Origin of the sequence: Thalassospira sp. TSL5-1 (assembly GCF_001907695.1) — a bacterium.
In the GTDB taxonomy this organism is placed as follows: domain Bacteria; phylum Pseudomonadota; class Alphaproteobacteria; order Rhodospirillales; family Thalassospiraceae; genus Thalassospira.
The window spans coordinates 124035-141380 of sequence record NZ_KV880642.1; the positions used below are offsets into that span (position 1 = coordinate 124035).

Here is a 17346-nt window from a genome sequence, read left to right on the forward strand (position 1 = left end):
CGTGTTTGTCTGACGGCTCTGTTTTGAGGGGAATGGAGATGACTTGCGTGGGACTGATTATCGGGAATTGGGGGCGTTTTGAACACTATTCCCGGTAATCCGCCACTGGGCGATGCGTCGGGGTTTATCTCCCCGGAATTATGGCGCAAGCTTTCATCGGCACGGTCTTTTTCGGATCTGGCCGATGGCTGGATTGATTTGTGCCGGGCCAATCTGGAACTTGTTCTGGGGGTAAAGCCTGGCGAAATTGTCGTGGCCTTTAACAGTGCCGAAGGTGCCAACAGGCATTTTCGCGTCGCTGCCTATCGGGGTGCCGATAATAGCCCGGGGGCGGCCCTGACACAGGTTGTCCAGCGCAGTCTTGTTGTGCGCAGTGGTGTTGCCACCACCAACCCTGAAATGGGGTCTGGTTATGTGTCAAACGTCATTTTTGTCGATGACGATTTGAAAGGTGCGGTTGGTGTCGTTTTGCCAACCGCCGATACCCAGCGCCTGAACCTTGCCATGCGTTGCCTGCAATGGAATGCGGCCTGGCTGGCAGGTTTCTGGCGGGGGGAACAATATCGCGATACCGCCGAAACCGTTGCTTTGCGTTATGGTCAGCATGCCAGTTCCGCTTTGCTTTCCTGCACCGATATCGAAGCAGGGGCGACAAGCTGTGCCACTGTTATGGCTGATGACCTGGTTGCCAACCGGGTGACGATTGGCCTGGTCAAGGGGCGCCATGTTCGTATTCTTGGATCTTCTCATACCGCATCGGTAACAGCCAAAAGCGACCGGGTGCATCTGATTGTTGATGCCATGCGCGAGGCGGTTTATCAGAAAGCGCCAGTTTATTTTTCCGGCGCGGGCAGCAGTTCGCAAACCGCCACCGAAAGCCACGCCAAGCTGGTTGAAGGTCGCGAGAAGGCGTGGGTTGGCTCCTGGCCGGTGGTGTTGCCGGATGTTGCCGATGGCATCATCGTTGTTCAGATTGAATGTAATCTGGATCAAAGCCTGCGTGTACAGGCCCTTGGGGGCGTTATTTCTGGTTTGGTCGCCCCTGCTTTTGGGCTGCAGATGGCGGCTTCGCGCAGCACGCTGGATCGTTTTTTCCGGCGTGCCAACCGGGCGATGGGCTGGGTGTTTGGCTTGCATCATGCCCGTATCAAGGCGATTGCCGCCTTGGTCGTGTTGCTGTTTGCTGCAAGCCTGATCGTTCATATGCCCTATCGCGTTAGCGCCGAAACCGAGGTGCAAGGGCTGGTGCAGCGTGCCGTGCCGGCACCCTTTGACGGTTTTATTGCCGAAGGCCTGGTACGGGCCGGTGATGTGGTTCAGAAGGGGGATGTTCTGGGCCGCATGGAAACCCGCGAATTGGAACTGCATCGCTTTGAATTGCAAAGTTCAATTGTGGAAAGCCAGCGCAAGATTGAAGCTGCCACCGGTGAGGGCGACCTGTCGGAAGCGCGGATTTTGCGTTCCCGGATGCAACAGGCGATTTCCGAACTGGAGCTGGTGAAAAGCCAGTTGGCACGAACCGAACTTCAGGCCCCGTTTAGCGGTTATGTCATTGATGGGGATTTATCACAGAAGATCGGCTCGCCGGTGAAGGAAGGCGATGTTCTGTTCGAGCTTAGCCCCCTTCATGAATATCGCCTGAAACTGAAGGTCAATGAAAAGGACATTCGCTATATTTCCGTCGGGCAGGAAGGGGCCTTGCTGCTGCATGCACGCCCCAACAGCCTGGATGAAATTACCATTGACCGTATTTCACCAATTTCCGAGGCAAGTGACGGCGAAAATTATTTTAATGTTGAAGCCCTGCTGCTAAACCCGCAGCAGGATTTGCAACCGGGTATGCGCGGTGTGGCCAAGGTTGAAACCCAGCCGAAATCGATCTTCTGGATTTATACCCATCCGCTGTGGGATTGGGCGCGTCTGCAATTGTGGCGGATCATGCCATGAGCGATATGCTGGCTGCAGAAGCGGGACGTGACCTGATGTCTTCGCCGATGGCACCCGTTCAGCCATCGCGTTGGGAAACGCTGTCTGGCCTTAAGCCGATGGTGCGCAGTGACATATCCTTTTTTCGGCACGTTTATCATAATGTGGCCGCCTATATTGCCCATGACCGCCTGTCAAACCGTTATCACCGCCTGACAACAGCGGCTCATGCCCTGTTACGTCGGATGGATGGTGTCACGCCGCTGGCAGACATTCGCCGTGACCTGGAAAAGAAAGGCGAAATTGACGCCGATGACGCAGAATTTGCCCAGATCGTTGATCAGTTAAAATCTCTCGAACTGATTCGCACTGGCGAAGCTCCCAATACGGCTGTTTTGCAGCAACGTATCGTTAAGGCGCGGCGCGCCAAGCAGATTGCACCTTTTAAAAATCCGCTTTATGTGCGTATTCCGCTGTTTGATCTGACCCGCGCTCTTGATCATCTGGAGCCGGCAATGCGCTGGGTCTTTAGTCCGATTATCGCGTTTCTGTTTGTGATGCTGTTGGGGTCGGCCATTGTCCTGGCGGGTATTCACTGGGACGGGTTAACCGAAGGCGGGCTCGACCGTTTTATTAGTGCCGAAAACCTTATGATCGTGTGGTTTGTGTATCCGATCCTGAAGCTGGTACACGAATTTGGCCATGCGGTCGTCGTGCGGCATTATGGTGGTAATGTGCGCGAACTGGGCCTGATGTTCCTGCTGTTTATGCCCGTGCCCTATGTTGATGCCTCATCCAGTATTACCTTCCGCAGCAAATGGCACCGCGCCTTTGTGGACGGGGCGGGTATTATGGTTGAACTGACAATGGCATCGATTGCCATGTTTGTCTGGGTGGCTGCCGAACCGGGTATTGTGCGGGCCGTGGCCCATAATGTCATGATTATCAGCGGGGTTTCGACGCTGCTGTTTAACGGCAATCCGTTACAGCGGTTTGATAGCTATTATCTACTGTGCGATCTGATCGAGATTCCCAATCTCGCGATGAAATCGACCAAATATTACAGTTACCTGATCAAGCGATACATCATCGGCCTTGATCGGGAATATGAATTTGATGCACTGCCCTCCGAACGGCGGTGGTTTCTGTTTTATGCCCCATTTTCCTTTGCCTATCGCTCGATGATACTTGTGACCATCGCGATTCATCTGGCCGAGAAGTATTTTTTTGTCGGGGCTTTGTTGGGGGGCTGGACCGTTTTTAACATGTTTGTCACCCCCGTTATCAAGGGAAGTACCTTTTTGATGACCAGCCCGACCCTGAAGGGCAAACGCCGGCGATCAATCATTCGTGGTTTGATGCTGGCTGGCGGTCTGGTTGCATTGGCTTTTGTGCCGATACCAGACCGGATCATGTCGCAGGGTGTTGTCTGGTTGCCTGATGATGCTGCGGTGCGTGCGCGCTCCAGCGGTTTTATTCGCGAAATTCATCAAAAAAGCGGTGCGCAGGTCTATAAGGGCGACCTTTTGATGACCTTGCGCAATGACAACCTGATAACGGAACGCAGCAAACTGGATGCTGAAATCCAGGCGCTGAAATTGCAGCTTGATGCCGATAAGGCAACGGATCAGGTTGCCGCCTCGATTACCCGTCAGCGGTTGATAAATGCACAGGAACGTTTTGCTCGCACCACCCGAGACATCGAGGCGTTGTCTATTCGGGCCAGTCATGATGGCATTTTTGAAGTTGGCGATGCCGAGGACCTGATCGGACGTTTTCTGCCGCGCGGCGGTGAGGCCGGCTTTGTGCTGGAACCGGGAATGACGCCGGTTATCAAGGTGGCCGTACCTGCGGTGGACGGCGATTTGATCCAGGACCATTTGCGCGGTGTAGAGTTGCGCTTTGCCAGTCATTTGGGGGATGTGATCCCTGGCACGATAAAGTCATGGTCGCCCAGTGCCACGCTGCAACTGCCCAGTCCGGTTCTTTCGCTAGACGGTGGCGGGCCTTTTGCCCTGAAACCCGAAACCCACAAACGACCAGAGCTGCTGAACCCGGTTTTTATCGCAACAGTTGATTGTTGTGAAGGATTGACCCCTGAAAATTACGGGGATCGTGCCCATGTAAGATTTGATTTGGGCTGGGAACCCGCTGCCGTTCTGGTTTACCGCGTTGTCCGCCGCAACTTCCTAAAGAGGTTTGAAGTTTGACTTTATCGTTTCGACATATTGCATGTGGGTTTTTGGCGCTGTGCCTTTTTAATGGGGGCGCGGCTTCGGTTGCTTTTGCGCAAGACACATCGGAACCGTCCAAGCCATCGATACCTGCAACATCTGATCCCTTTGCCCAATTGCTGGAAAATGCCCGTCAGGGCGGCGAAACCAGCGGCGCGGCTGCCGGTCAGGAGCAAAATGTGTGTCAGGTAAGGGCCAGTGAACTGGTGGAACTGGCAAGCCCGGTGGATGGTGTCATTCATGCGATGCACGCCAAACGCGGCCAGCGGGTTAAAAAGGGTGAACTGATTGCCGAATTGCAGGCCGATGTTGAAAAGGCACAGGTGAATTATGCGCAGGTTCGTGTGCAGTCACAAAGCAATGTGGCAGCGCGCAAACGTCAGCTGGAATTTGCCGAGCGTCGTATTAAGCGGACCGAAAAACTGCGCGCAGCAAAGCTGATGACCCAGGAAGAGATTGATACCCTGGAAACAGACCGCGACAGTGCGCGGCTGGATTACGATGCCGCCAAAGAAAACATCGATATCATGAAAGCGGAACTGGCCCTGTCCAGGGCGCAATTGGCTGATCGTATGATCAAAAGCCCGATCGACGGTGTTTTGATCGAAAAGCTGTTGACCGTTGGGGAGCAGGTTGATGGCAAGGCTGTTGCGCTGATTGCGCAGTTGGACCCGCTCTACGTCGAGGTTTCGCTGCCGGTTGCCCAGTTTGGCAAATATCACAAGGGCGAAAAAGTGATCGTTCATTTTGAAGGTCCGAAGATCAGCCCGCGTGATGCCGAAATTTCACTGGTAGACCAGATTGTTGAACCCAAAAGCAAAACTTTTGGCATGCGCGTTGTGCTGCCGAACCCGGACCTGGCCATCCCCGCGGGGATTGGCTGTCATATCGAATTCCTGTCACCGAAAAAACAGTGAACAGAACATAATATTCTTGTGGAGAGCATGGTGTTGAAAAAGAAAATCCTCGTTTCGGCGTATGTGCTGGGGATCTCTGCTGTCGGTTTTACGGATCGTGCGGGAGCGGAAGATCTTTCGGCTGTTTATCAAATGGCAATGACGGAAAACCCGAATATCTCGCTGGCCGAAGAACAGGTTAGCGAAGGGGTTGCTGGTCAGGTAAACGCCTTTATGGGCTATTTGCCCCAGGTTTCGGCTACTTTTGACCGCGAATGGGTTAAACAGCGCATTGACCGCTCGGACAATACGGTGTTCGCCCTTGGCAAGGGTAATTTCGATAACCGCCAGCGGACGTTCCAGCTCCAGCAGCATATCTTTGATTTTGAAAGCATCATGAAGATTGTTGCGTCTGACATGAGCCGGATGCGTTTGAAGAAATCGCTGGAAACCGCGAAACTGGATGTCGGTTACCAGACGATTGAAGCCTATCTCAGCACGTTGGCTGCGGCCGATGACGCACGGCTGGCACAGATTGAACATGCTTCGATGGCGGAACGCAAGGTAGATATCGAAACCCGTCAGAAACAGGGTCTTGCCACCTCTTATGAGGCGGATTTGGTCGCTGCCCGTTTGGCCGAGGCCCAGGCCCGTGTTGTGGCAACCCGCACATCCTATCAGCGTGCTTTTGCCCAGTTGCAGCGTCGTGTTGGCAGCCTGCCGGCATCCCTTGCGACGCTGGCAAACAATGTTGAGCTGCCCAAGCTGACCGAAACAGATGTTGACCATTGGCTTGACGCGGCCCTGAAAAGCAGCCCGCGTGTTCGGGCGATGGATTATTCGATTGATGAACGGCGGGCGGCCCTGGCCGCCGATGTCGGTCAGGCCATGCCGACCTTTGATTTCATCTTTACCGATACCCGTCGTGATTCCGGTGGTTCGCTTTTTGGCGGTGGCAGCCTGACCCACGAGGGCGTTGCCATGCTGCGCCTGAATGTTCCGCTGTTTAACCCGGGTGGGCAGGGTTACAAGGCCTTGGAAACCAGAAGCCAGGTGGATCAGGCTCGCTATCAGCGCGCCATTTACCTGCGCGAGCTGCGCGAAACCGTTACCGGTACCATTAACGAATTGGTCAATGGCCCGGACCGCATCAAGGCACTGGTGCAGGGGGTTGCAACCCATCGTCGTATTGTTGATGCGGTGAAGATCAAATTTGATGCCGGGCAGTCAACCGTGCTTGATGTTCTAGATGAAGACGAAGACCTGTTCGCAATGGAGCGTCAGGCGCTGGCAGCAATCTATAGCCATCTTTTGAACTACGCGCTGATCCATCAGGTTACCGGCACCCTGGATGAAGGCCAGATCGGATCGATCAACAAGCTTCTGGACCCGAACCTGCCGATGATCACGGCAAGCACCGATTTTGCCAATTACACCCACGATACAATGCCGATTTCGGTTCAATAACCGATTATTCGCAGGCAGACTGTCATTGCTCTCTTACACCCCTGTCGGCATCAGCCAACAGGGGTGTTTTTATTGCTGTATGTTTTTGGGCGATATTTACCTGAGGGGTTGTTTATGGCCGGAAAAATGTTTCTGCCCAGGGCATGTAACGCAGTCCAAAAACTGCCATTGGGTGGCACTTGCTTTGGTGTGTCTCGATTGGCGCGGGCTTTGCCCTGAACGGTTCGTTTTCCTTGCTGGTCTGGCGAAAGGCTTCAAGCACGATGCCGATATTGCAGGGCAGGGCCTGTAAATAGATTTTGCGCGCAAAGGGTGGCAGGGTGCCAGTACCGGCACCATCCTGCGCCCAGACATGGATACCCGCCGCATTTAGGCTTTCCAGCCAGCGGGCATAGGCTGCAGGTGTCAATTTGCCACCACTAAAGCTGCTGATATGTAAGGGATGGGTCAAACGGGCGGCAAGACCGCGCAGCCGTTCATTCATGATATCGCGTCGGGCCTGCTGTTCAAAATTCCAGTCATCGAGTTCCAGCGGAACATACCAGCCGGAAATTTTCAGGTTCCAGCCCTGCTGGACCATTTCTGCCTGTTGTAAGGACAGTCCCAACTGATTTTCAAGATAGGCCCCTGTCCCGGCAATATCAATTTCCGTAAGCCGGTTGTAATAGGCCGGGTCCATATGCAGGCCAACAATCAATGAGAGGTGATTGTCCTGCGCGATTTGCAGGCTTTTTGCCAGCCAGCCCTGTTTGCCGCCAAAATCGATTTCACCATAGGATGTCCATTGCACAATGAGTGTGCCATATCCGTTGGCCCGGCTTTGTTGCCAGATGTTTTTCCATTGTGCCGGTGTGATTTGCCGGTCCGTTTCCTGGGGTTGGTAAAATAACGCCGGGGCATCCTGTGCCAAGGCTGGTTTGGCTAATGCACAAAGTATGATGGCGATGGCAAGGACAGTTCGGAAAATGGGCATTAGAAATTCACCTCCAGTCCGAACAGAATACCATCCGCCCCCTCATACAGGTTTCCGCCAAGTGACTTTTGGTATTCAAGCCGGGCATGAACCCGGGTGCGATAGGCATTGTATTTGTCGTCATCGGTATAAAGTTGCCAGCGCACACCAACCCCGGTTCTTACATCCTGGCGCCATGTATCGTCCGGGTCCTGTGCGCTCGCCTCGATAAAGCCATAGGGCATAATGGTTTGGGCTGATTGGGTTGGCAGTTTGAAACTGTGCCCTTGTTGAAAGCGTGATGAAGCCATATGGTTTCCTGACCGGGTCCACCATGATAGATCCAGATTGACGAACCGTTCATTCCAGTCATTCTTGTCCACCCGCCAGTCATTGCGATAGTCGTTCTGGTCCAGAAAGGATGCGGTGGCCCGCAGGATCAGGTCATTATCGCGTTTATGGGCCCCGTTCAGGTCGCTGATCCCATCCATTAATTTGTTTGGATTGAATATGTCACCGGCCTTGATACCGGGGACATCGCTTTTGTTGCGCTGTGTCTGGCTAAACAGTTCGCCATAAAGGTTCAGGTTGTAATCGCCAAATGGCTTGTAGCGCAGGCCAACACCGGTTGCCAGGGTCTGGGCAAATCGTGCCTGGCCGTTTCCGCCGGTCAGGACCCGACCATAAACCGAAACGGTGCTGCCATTGCGGCTGGGTTCGTCGCCCAGGGCATGGTCCCATAACGCGGTTTGGACATTCTGTGATGCGGCCCGGCGGTCGGAACGGTTATTGCCTAGGGGCAATTCCGTTGTTCCGGCTGGCGACCATGTGCTGGCCAGAGTAACACTGTCGCGGCGTTCCAATGTTTCATGTGCCCGCCGCTGGCTATAGCGCCGGGCTTCCAGACTGCCAAAATCGTCACCGTTTGTGACCGGATATTGTTCAAGGTCAATGGCGGCTTCCAATTGCTTGCGCGCGGCCCTGCTATCGCTAACGGCGTTATAACGGTTTGCCAGCGTTTCATGCAGCCGGTAATCATCGGGATAAGCCACAACCGCCTTTTCAAGATAGGGAATGGCGGCATTTTGCTGTTTTGGGTCGTCAAGGCTGGCAAGCCGCATGCCCAAATCGGCAATGTAGCGCGGGTTCTCGGGATCAAGGGTTTGAGCATTGGTTAGCCATTCGGTGCTTAGGGCAATATCCCCCGCCTTTTGTGCGGTTGCTGATGCGGCGTAATAATTTTCGGCATTTGGTTTGTTATCCAGCGCGTTCTTTTGCCGTTGCAAGGCGAGATTGGGCTGCTTGCGGGCCCGGGCAATGGCGGCACCCAACGCCCAGTCATTGGCGGTTGTCAGGACCTTTGCCTGCCGCCAAAATTGTTCGGCCTCATCGGGCTGGCCTGCTTCAAGGGCGCTTCGTGCCGCGGTCAGGTAGGCATTGTTGGTCATGTTTGCGGCGGGGACCTGTTGCCATATTTCCAAGGCTGCATTTGGGCTGCCACCGGCTTCAAGGGCATAAGCAAGCGGGGCAAGGCTGCTTTTATCTCCCAGATCGACCGCCTTTTGATAATAGATCGAGGCAATGCCAGGGGTTTTTGTCATGGCACATTGGCCCATCGCGGCCAGGGTTGTTGGCTGATCGGGCAGTCCGGAGGTGCTGTCGCGGACAATGTCGCAGTAATTATGGCTGGCAAGTTGCATCAGCAGCATGCCACGCATTTTGCCATTCAGGCGGGATAACAGCAGTTTTATCCGCCCCACATCCTGGGGGCTTATATCCTGGGCATAAAAGGCGGCTAGGCGTTGCAATAATCTGTCGGGCAGCTTGCTATCATGTTGGTCAAATGCCTGTTCCAAAAGTCGTCTGGCATCACTGCGCTGGTTGTTTTTCAGGGCCAGAAAACTTGCCTGATCAAGCGCGTTCATATTTCCGTTTTTGCGATAAACCGCCAGCCAGTATTTTTCCGCCGTGGTGTCATCGTTTATGTTTTGTGCAATCTGCGCGCTTAATGTCAGCGTTTGCACTGTTTTTGGCTGCTGTTCAAGCCAGACCAGCGCATCATCTTCCTTGCCCTGGGCACGCAACAGGCCGATCAGCACATTTTGGCGTTCATTCTGCCATTGGGGGGGCAAGGGTTCTGTTTTTAAGGCATTTATTGCATCAAGGCGCTGTGCCAAAATCAGCCAGGTTTTGGGGTCACTTGCGGCACTACACCGGGCAAATTGCTTTTTTGCCTGCGCAAGGTTATGGCGTGAAAGCCACTCGGTTGTTTCAAGGCAGGGGCGGTCAATATTTTTGCTGGTAGCCTGATACAAATTTGTATCACCTGTTGCCTTTGCCAGTTCCCACAGGGTTTGCTGCTGTTCCCGGGCATTTCGTTGCGCGTCGGGCAGAGCGTCGATCCATTTTTTCGCCAGTTCAAGATTGCCAAGGGCAATCGCACGTTTTGCCAGTGTCAGTTCTGCGTTTGCCTGACTGGCCCGATCGGGGGCACTAGGCAAAAGGGCCTTAAGGCCCTTTTCATCCTGTAGATTGGCATAGGCGGTGGCAAGGCGAACCCAGTTATCGGGCGATAACCTGCCCTGGTCGGCAAGTGGGGCCAGCGAGGCAATGACGGCGCGCCAGTCGTCAAGCTGTTCAGCCCAGATCGCCCGCGCGCGGTACAGGGCATCACCATCCTGGTCGGTATTGATGCTGTCCAGCCATGCCAGTGCTTTTTGTTTTCCGTTCGGTTGCTGCGACAGACTTTGGGCATAGGCGCGCCAGATTTGTTCACGCTCGGCATTTTCAATTGTGTGATCCAGCCAGTCACGGATTTCTGCTTCGGCGGGCGGTGATGTTTCAATCCATTTAAGGCGCACTTCCTGAAGGGTTTTGTCTTTTGCGACGTCATCGGGCAGCTTCTTTGCATTGCCAAGGGCATCGGCAAAATGATTCTGATTTATTTGCGCCTGGATGATCAGGCGACGGGCTTCCGTGTTGTTGGGGACCAACGACAGCAGATGCGCCATTAGTTTCTCAACTTCAGCCCAGTTTTGGTCGGCTGCCGCCCGATAGGCCCGGTCAAGATAGGGATAGCTTCTGAAACTGGCAAAGCTGTCGAGGTCGGCTGCGTGGGTTGATCCGGGCGGAAACACGAATATTTGCACCGTTATGAAAAGCAATAACGACAGGCTGACTTTGTGGCGTCTCATGATCATGCAGCCTCGCGCGCGAATTGATAGGCGGCATGTTGTTCGTTTTCCTGGTCTTTTAATGCCTGTTCCAGGCGTTCGCGGGTGATGATCCCGCGCGCAACCAAGTGGGCACCGAGAGATTCTTTTTCCGGGTCATAATCAATCATTGCCTGATTGAACAGGCTCGCCGATACAATTCCGCGAACCTGTAACAGTTCGCCCAGCATGACCTGGTGCAAGCAAATATTTTCGATCCGCTCGGGGTTGTTGCAGTTGGCCCGGGCGAATTCCAGAACCGTGCGGGTTTCTTCGTTTTGGTGCCGGTTACTGTACCAGTTCCGCAGTGCCAGGGTGACGCGCCCATGTGGCACCAGACGGCAGGAAACGGGTTGTTTCAGCTTGCGGCTGATGGCACCAAGCGACACCTGACTGATCGGACGTTCAGATGCCAGTATCAGGGTATCGCCCTGTTGTTCACACGGTATAACGGCATAGCGTAGTGCGATGTGACCAGGAACCTTTTTGATCAGTTCGGGCGCAATGGCAAAGGGGTTGACATCGCCCCATTCCATGTTGGCCTGTTCGGCCAACACTTCGGTTAACTGGGTGCTGTTGATCAGTCCACGCAGCATCAGCTCGCGGCCAAGGCGCCTGCGGTAGGGGCTGGTAATGGCGGCTTCAAGCTGTTCGGGGGTCAAAAGGCCTTTCTGGATCAGGCGTTGACCGATGGGTATTTTGGTACTGCCCGAAATTGTGGGAAATTCGTGCGATGTTTTATCCCAGGCAACCCGTCGGGAATCTCCCGTTTTAACCACCTGTCGCAGGGCGCGAACATTGGCACAGAAATTGATCAGGTTGCTCCAGACCACACGAGGAACTGACAACAGCCCCTGATGAATGCCATAGAAGCGGGTGACAAAATAGCTGCGTTGCAACAGCCTGTTGAGCAGCAGAAAACCGTTACATAATAAAACCGTATGCAAAAGCGGATCATTGCCAAGAATCGATGGAAAACGCCAGCTATCGGGCACCAGTGTGGTGATAAGCCACATGGTCAGGAGGATGAGCAGCATGACATTGACCATCAGGCCAAGAAGGTTGGTTAACAACCCCCGCCGGTCGCGCCACAAAAAGTAATTGATGATGCCATGCCGGCTCCAGCCCAGATTGCTGGTTCCCTGAAAGACAATGCCTGTAATCCAGCGGGATTTTTGCCGTACCGCATGACCAAAGGAGCGCGGAAAATGTTCGCGTACGCAAATGACCTGAGCTGTCTTATCGTCCATGCCCGGCATCCAGCGGGTTTTAAGTGCGAGGCTGGGGTCGGAAACCGAAAAGCGGGCAAAAATGCACACCATGCCCTTTTGTTTGAGACGAAATCCGATATCGTAATCCTCGGTCAGGCTTTGCACATCAAAGGCAATGCCGTCGCCATCTTCAAGAAGGGCGACAATGGCGCGGCGGCTAAAACAGGTGCCAACACCGGCACTGGGCACCTGGCCGGAAAGGGCTTCGCGGACGATAACGTCCTTACCGTGATATTCGGCAAATTCATCGGCATAATGACCGGCAGTGAACCCCCACCATTTTGGTGGATAGGGGTAAACCGGCACCTGGATCAGGTCTTTTTTCGGCAATAGGTAGTTGAAAAGCCGTAATTCCAGCGGCGAGATGACATCTTCGGCATCGTGCAGGATGAAACCGGCGAACTGGATGTTCGCCTGGGCCTCGAATGTCAGGATGGCATCGATGATGTTGTTTAGGCAGTCGGCCTTGCTGGTCGGGCCAGGGCGGACACAAACGACCTTGTGCACATTGGGGAAATGCGCACAAACCTCATCCACATCGTGCTGTGTTTCAGGGTCGTTGGGATAGGTGCCAACAAAAATCTGATAATTCTCGTAATCAAGGGTGGCGGCCGCCAGCCTTGCCATTTCGCCAACTACGCCAACTTCCTGCCAGGCGGGAACCATGATGGCGAGCGGCTTTTCAGGCACGCCATACAGGCGTTTTTGATCTGCCGGGGCATGTTTGTCATAGATACGGAAATGGCGAAAACACCGGCGCGCCCAATAAACGATGTCGATGAACAGGTCATCGATCCCCAGCAGAAAAATCGTTCCTGCCAGTATGATCACGATGATCTTGAGCGCAAAGAAGATGTAGATCAGGGTGTCGACTGTTGCGAAACTCATGCACATTCATCCAGCGATTGTGCGTGTTTCCATTCCAGTAGCCGTTGCGCGATGCGTTCACAGGCATGCCCGTCGCCAAAGGGCGAGTGTTTGGTTGTGAATTCGCTGTAATAGGCGGCATCCTCGATCAGGCGGGTTGTTTGTGCGATAATTTTCTTTGGGTCGGTGCCCACCAGCATGGCGCGGTCCTGTAAGCGACCTGATGGTCTTTCGGTGACATTGCGCAATACCAGTACCGGTTTGCCAAGTGCGGGGGCTTCTTCCTGTATGCCGCCAGAATCCGTCATGATCAGATAGGCGTTTTTCATCAGCCAGACAAAATGGCGATAATCCTGTGGGGCGGTCAGAATGATGTTTTCGCGGTTGCCCAGCATCCGGTACACAACATCATGCACCCGCGGGTTCATATGCACGGGATAGACAAACTGGATGTCGGGATAGCTTTGGGCAAGCGCATCAAGGGCCAGGCAGATTTCCTCAAATCCGTGCCCCAGGCTTTCACGGCGATGGCCGGTAATCAGGACCATTTTGCGGGTTGGATCAATGCTACCCAGGGGGGAATCCGCTTCTGGTTGCCAGCCCGTTTGATCAAGGCGCTCGTTCATCCATAATAATGCGTCAATGACGGTATTGCCTGTCACAAGAATGTTGTGATCGCACACCCCTTCAGCAAGAAGGTTCAGCTTGGCTTTTTCGGTGGGTGGGAAGTGAAGGTTTGCCAGTACGGCCGTCAGGCGACGATTGGCTTCCTCCGGCCACGGGGATTGCAAATCGCCCGTCCGTAATCCAGCTTCGATATGTGCAACAGGAATATGGCGATGAAAAGCGGCAAGGCTGGCAATGAAGCTGGTTGTGGTATCGCCATGCACCAGCACGATATCGGGCTGGTTCTCGTGATAGCTTTGATCAAGCCTTTCAAGCAGCATTTCAGAGAGGCCATTTAGCGTTTGATCGCGCGTCATGACATCAAGGTCTTCGTCAAGATGCAGGTCAAATGCCTCGATAACCGAAGCCAGCATTTCCCGATGCTGTCCGGTGGAGCAGATATGCAGGTTTATATCGGGATGCTTTTTAAGCAAACGTGCAAGCGGTGCCATTTTAATAGCTTCGGGACGTGTTCCAAATACCATCATGATCTTGAGGTTCATATTTTCTACCTCGAATATTTTCTCTGATATTTGTGGGATCATTTTTAAATGCAAACTAACGAATTTTTTCGTCTTTTTTATTGGAGGCGATATTTTTTCGTGGTTGAAGGCGATTTTTTGTAGTTTGATTCTTAAAGAGCATAGGAGTAGTTAATCTTGCATATCTGTTGAAATAATGTCTTGATTTGACACGAAAAAGACAAAATTTAACTATTATAAGTTACCACTTTTAGTTGAGGGTTTTATTGTATATAACTAATCATAATTGGTTGTCAAAACTGCAATTCTGACAAATTATTACAAATTGGAGATTGGTGTGATTTTCTCACGTGTTTGTGAAGAGTTTTAATTTTTTGTTATTGAAATTTTATATCGCGACGGTTTTTAGTGTGCGTAAGACCCTTTCGGCATTACAATTATAAGCCGTAAACAGAGTTGGTGCTTTAGATGCCTGGCGGGTTAATATCAGATTGACTGCAAAATTTACGCAGCAGCCCGCTACCCGCGTTAGGACGAAACCGGGCTTTTTGTTTTCATGAACATCGGTCCACCGCGCCAGCGCGGGAAGCCATAGCCATTGATCATGACAACATCAATGGCATCGGCAGTGTGGGCGACGCCTTCGTTAAGGATTTTATCGCCTTCCTGCTGCATCGTTGCGAGGATGGTCTGGATGATTTCGGAGGGGCTGAAGTCGCGTCGTTTAATGCCTTTACGTGCGGATTCCTGTTCGATCAGGCGCTTTACGTCGGGGTCGGGCTGTGGGGCGGATTTGGCAGTGTCATAGCGAAACCAACCCAACCCGGTTTTGCGGCCAAAACGGCCCTGTTCACACAGGTAATCGCCCAGGGCGACATAACGTTCGTTGGGGTCGCGGGTGGCGGCCTGTCGTTGCCGCGTTTTCCACGAAATTTCCAGCCCGGCCATGTCCTGCATGGCAAACAGGCCCATTGGAAAGCCAAAATCGGTCATTGCGGCATCGATTTGTTCGGGGTAGGCCCCATCCTCGATCATGTATTCGCATTGTTTGCGATAGGCCGACATGATGCGATTGCCAATAAACCCGTCGCATACCCCGGTCGGAACGGCAATTTTGCCAAGCTTGCGGGCAAAGGCCAATGCTGTTGCCAGTGTTTGCGGATTGGCCCCGTCGGTACAGACAACTTCCAACAGTTTCATGATATGGGCTGGCGAGAAAAAATGCAGGCCAATCACCCGTTCCGGGTTAGAGATGCTGTGCGCCAGCGCATTGATATCCAGATATGATGTGTTTGAGGCAATAATAGCGGTTGAATCAACAACCCTTGCGACGGCGTCAAAGACCGATTTTTTGACCTCCAAATCTTCAAACACGGCTTCGATAACCAATTCTGCCGGGGCCAGGGCCGCATAATCGGTATTGCCATGCAATTGCGATAATAGCTGGTCGTTGCGTTCCTGCGAGATGATGCCGCGTTTCAGGCTGCCCTGCAGGTGGCTGGCAACATTCTCCCGCCCTTTGGCAAGGGCGGCCTCATCGCGTTCGATCATGATGGTTTGATAGCCCGCAAGCAGGCAGGCCGTGGCAATGCCTGCCCCCATCAGCCCCCCGCCGACGATTCCGATGGTCTTGATCGGGGTGGGGGTAACGCCTTGCGTGGTCGGCAGTTTGGCAACATTTCTCTCGGCCATAAAAATATGGCGCAGTGCCTGGGATTGTTCGCCCTCACGCAAGGTGACAAATTGTTGGCGTTCGTTTGCTAGGGCCTGATCAGCAGATAGGGCAAATTGGTCACGAATGGTTTCAACCGCGATAATCGGTGCTGTTGCTCCGCGCGCCTTTTGTGCGGTTTTGGCAATCAGGCTATCCCAGTCCGGTTGTTTTGTGTCGGGGATGTTGCGTTTTGCTAGCGGGGTCGGGCAGGGCTGCGTCGCGACCTTACGGGCATATTCGATCGCAGCCTGTTGCAGGTTTGTATCGCTTTTTGTGATATGGTCAATCAGCCCCCAGTCAAGGGCGATGGAGGCCGTGATGGGCTTGCCATTGCTGATAAGTGAAATGGCATTTTCAACGCCAATCAGCCGGGGGGTGCGAACAGTACCGCCCGCACCCGGGATCAGGCCCAGATTAACCTCGGGAAAGCCAAGGCGGGTTGCAGGATGGGCAATCCGGTAATGACAGCCAAGGGCGACTTCCAGCCCGCCGCCCAAAACAGTGCCGTGCAGGGCGGCAATGACAGGAACCGGCATGTCTTCAAGTGCGATAATAACATCAGGTAACAGCGGCGCGCGGGCAGGCTGGTTAAATTCGGAAATATCCGCCCCGGCAATAAATGTTGTGCCAGTGCAACACAGGATAATGGCCGTAACCGCCGGATTTTGCCTGATACTTGCCAGGGCATCCATCACACCGCTGCGCACCGCATGGCTGGTGGCGTTAATCGGCGGATTGTTGATGTCGATGATAGCAAGATTGTCGGCAAATTCCAGCGTTACGGTGGTCATTTTAGTCTCCGTTTTCGATGATTCCGGCCAGCAGGCAGCAGGTCATGTCTGATTCCGGGTCGGTCAAATCATCAATCACGGTGAAATGATGCTTGTCCGGGGCATGGATGGATTGGATATTGGCCCCAAGACCGGTCCAGATATTTGCCAGAAGGTCGCTCTGGCGGATAAATTCCGGTCGTTCGTCGGCGCCAACCCAGCAGGTCACCTGCGCCGGTTTGTTACCGGGGCGAGCGGGGACCAGCAGGGCCGCGCTTTCGCTTTGTGCCTCGGCAGCATCAATGTTCAAAACCTGGTTCATTTCGGTATGGCGCAGCGGGCGCAGGTCATGCAAACCGCTGATTGGCATGACATGGCCGATACGGTCCAGTGTTGGGGAGGATAACGGACTCCCGTCGCAAATCATGCGTGCGGCCAGATGTCCACCCGCCGAATGACCCGATATATGAATAGGGCCGTTAATTTCGCCAGCGGCATGATCAATGGCGGCCCCAATCTGTTTGGTGATGGTGGCAATGCGGGCATCAGGGGCCAGCGTATAGCTGGGCAGGCAGGCCGCCCACCCCTGTTTGATCGCACCATTGGCAAGGTGAGACCAGCTTGATTTGTCAAATGAACGCCAATAACCGCCATGCACAAAAACCATCAGGCCCTTGGGGGTGCCTTCGGGCAGGAACAGGTCGTATTTTTCCCGTTCCGTTCTTCCATAAGGAATGTCGAGTTTTGCACGGTTTTTTGCCCCCAATTGTTCGCGGAAGGCCGTGGCGGCATCTGTCAATTTTTGAGGGAAAGCTGCTGCATTCTCGATATAGTTGCTATTGTTATAGGCATCGTCCCAGTTCCTGATCATCACATATATTCCTGTTGA

At 53.5% G+C, this 17346-nt stretch carries 10 protein-coding genes; 4 read left to right on the forward strand and 6 right to left on the reverse strand.

Going from position 1 to position 17346, the window contains the following annotated elements; all coding sequences use genetic code 11:
• Positions 1–78: 78 nt before the first annotated feature.
• From LF95_RS21225 to LF95_RS21240, 4 genes are read left to right on the forward strand one after another with little or no spacing between them, the layout of a single operon-like run.
• On the forward strand, positions 79–1947 hold the full coding sequence (locus tag LF95_RS21225; protein ID WP_073957209.1) for an efflux RND transporter periplasmic adaptor subunit: 1869 nt from the start codon (positions 79–81) through the stop codon (positions 1945–1947).
• Positions 1944–4136, forward strand: coding sequence for a biotin/lipoyl-binding protein (locus LF95_RS21230; RefSeq protein ID WP_073957210.1), 2193 nt, complete (start codon positions 1944–1946; stop codon positions 4134–4136). The genes LF95_RS21225 and LF95_RS21230 overlap by 4 nt, the downstream gene beginning before the upstream one ends.
• Before the next feature lie 32 nt (positions 4137–4168).
• Entirely contained in the window at positions 4169–5077 is a 909-nt protein-coding gene (locus LF95_RS21235; RefSeq protein ID WP_168173737.1) for an efflux RND transporter periplasmic adaptor subunit, read from the forward strand.
• A gap of 33 nt (positions 5078–5110) precedes the next feature.
• Positions 5111–6523 (forward strand): TolC family protein, encoded by a 1413-nt coding sequence (locus LF95_RS21240; protein WP_168173738.1) that lies wholly within the window; start codon positions 5111–5113, stop codon positions 6521–6523.
• A gap of 112 nt (positions 6524–6635) precedes the next feature.
• On the opposite strand, the gene LF95_RS21245 is transcribed toward LF95_RS21240, so the two are convergent.
• The 6 genes from LF95_RS21245 to LF95_RS21270 form a co-directional block, all read right to left on the reverse strand.
• Positions 6636–7496 carry a DUF4434 domain-containing protein gene (locus LF95_RS21245; RefSeq protein ID WP_073957213.1) on the reverse strand — a complete coding sequence of 287 codons (861 nt, stop codon included), beginning with the start codon at positions 7494–7496 and terminating at the stop codon, positions 6636–6638.
• The gene (locus tag LF95_RS21250; RefSeq protein ID WP_168173739.1) at positions 7496–10669 is read right to left on the reverse strand and encodes an NfrA family protein; all 3174 of its coding nucleotides are present in this window, start codon (positions 10667–10669) and stop codon (positions 7496–7498) included. Before LF95_RS21250 ends, LF95_RS21245 begins: the two co-directional genes overlap by 1 nt.
• Before the next feature lie 2 nt (positions 10670–10671).
• Positions 10672–12846 carry a cyclic di-3',5'-guanylate-activated glycosyltransferase NfrB gene (nrfB, locus tag LF95_RS21255; protein WP_073957215.1) on the reverse strand — a complete coding sequence of 725 codons (2175 nt, stop codon included), beginning with the start codon at positions 12844–12846 and terminating at the stop codon, positions 10672–10674.
• Positions 12843–13994 (reverse strand): non-hydrolyzing UDP-N-acetylglucosamine 2-epimerase, encoded by a 1152-nt coding sequence (wecB, locus tag LF95_RS21260; protein ID WP_073957216.1) that lies wholly within the window; start codon positions 13992–13994, stop codon positions 12843–12845. The genes nrfB and wecB overlap by 4 nt, the downstream gene beginning before the upstream one ends.
• Positions 13995–14501: 507 nt before the next feature.
• Complete coding sequence (locus LF95_RS21265; protein WP_073957217.1) at positions 14502–16478, reverse strand: 3-hydroxyacyl-CoA dehydrogenase NAD-binding domain-containing protein; 1977 nt, start codon at positions 16476–16478, stop codon at positions 14502–14504.
• Position 16479: 1 nt separating this feature from the next.
• Positions 16480–17328: an alpha/beta hydrolase gene (locus LF95_RS21270; RefSeq protein WP_073957218.1), complete on the reverse strand. Its 849-nt coding sequence runs from the start codon at positions 17326–17328 to the stop codon at positions 16480–16482.
• Between the last annotated feature and the right edge of the window lie 18 nt (positions 17329–17346).

Excerpts from the sequence above, each read along its gene's own strand:
- LF95_RS21250 (WP_168173739.1), bottom strand. The coding sequence starts at position 10,669 with ATGAGACGCCACAAAGTCAGCCTGTCGTTATTGCTTTTCATAACGGTG.
- wecB (WP_073957216.1), bottom strand. The coding sequence starts at position 13,994 with ATGAACCTCAAGATCATGATGGTATTTGGAACACGTCCCGAAGCTATT.
- LF95_RS21230 (WP_073957210.1), top strand. The coding sequence starts at position 1,944 with ATGAGCGATATGCTGGCTGCAGAAGCGGGACGTGACCTGATGTCTTCG.
- nrfB (WP_073957215.1), bottom strand. The coding sequence starts at position 12,846 with ATGAGTTTCGCAACAGTCGACACCCTGATCTACATCTTCTTTGCGCTC.
- LF95_RS21245 (WP_073957213.1), bottom strand. The coding sequence starts at position 7,496 with ATGCCCATTTTCCGAACTGTCCTTGCCATCGCCATCATACTTTGTGCA.
- LF95_RS21265 (WP_073957217.1), bottom strand. The coding sequence starts at position 16,478 with ATGACCACCGTAACGCTGGAATTTGCCGACAATCTTGCTATCATCGAC.
- LF95_RS21270 (WP_073957218.1), bottom strand. The coding sequence starts at position 17,328 with ATGATCAGGAACTGGGACGATGCCTATAACAATAGCAACTATATCGAG.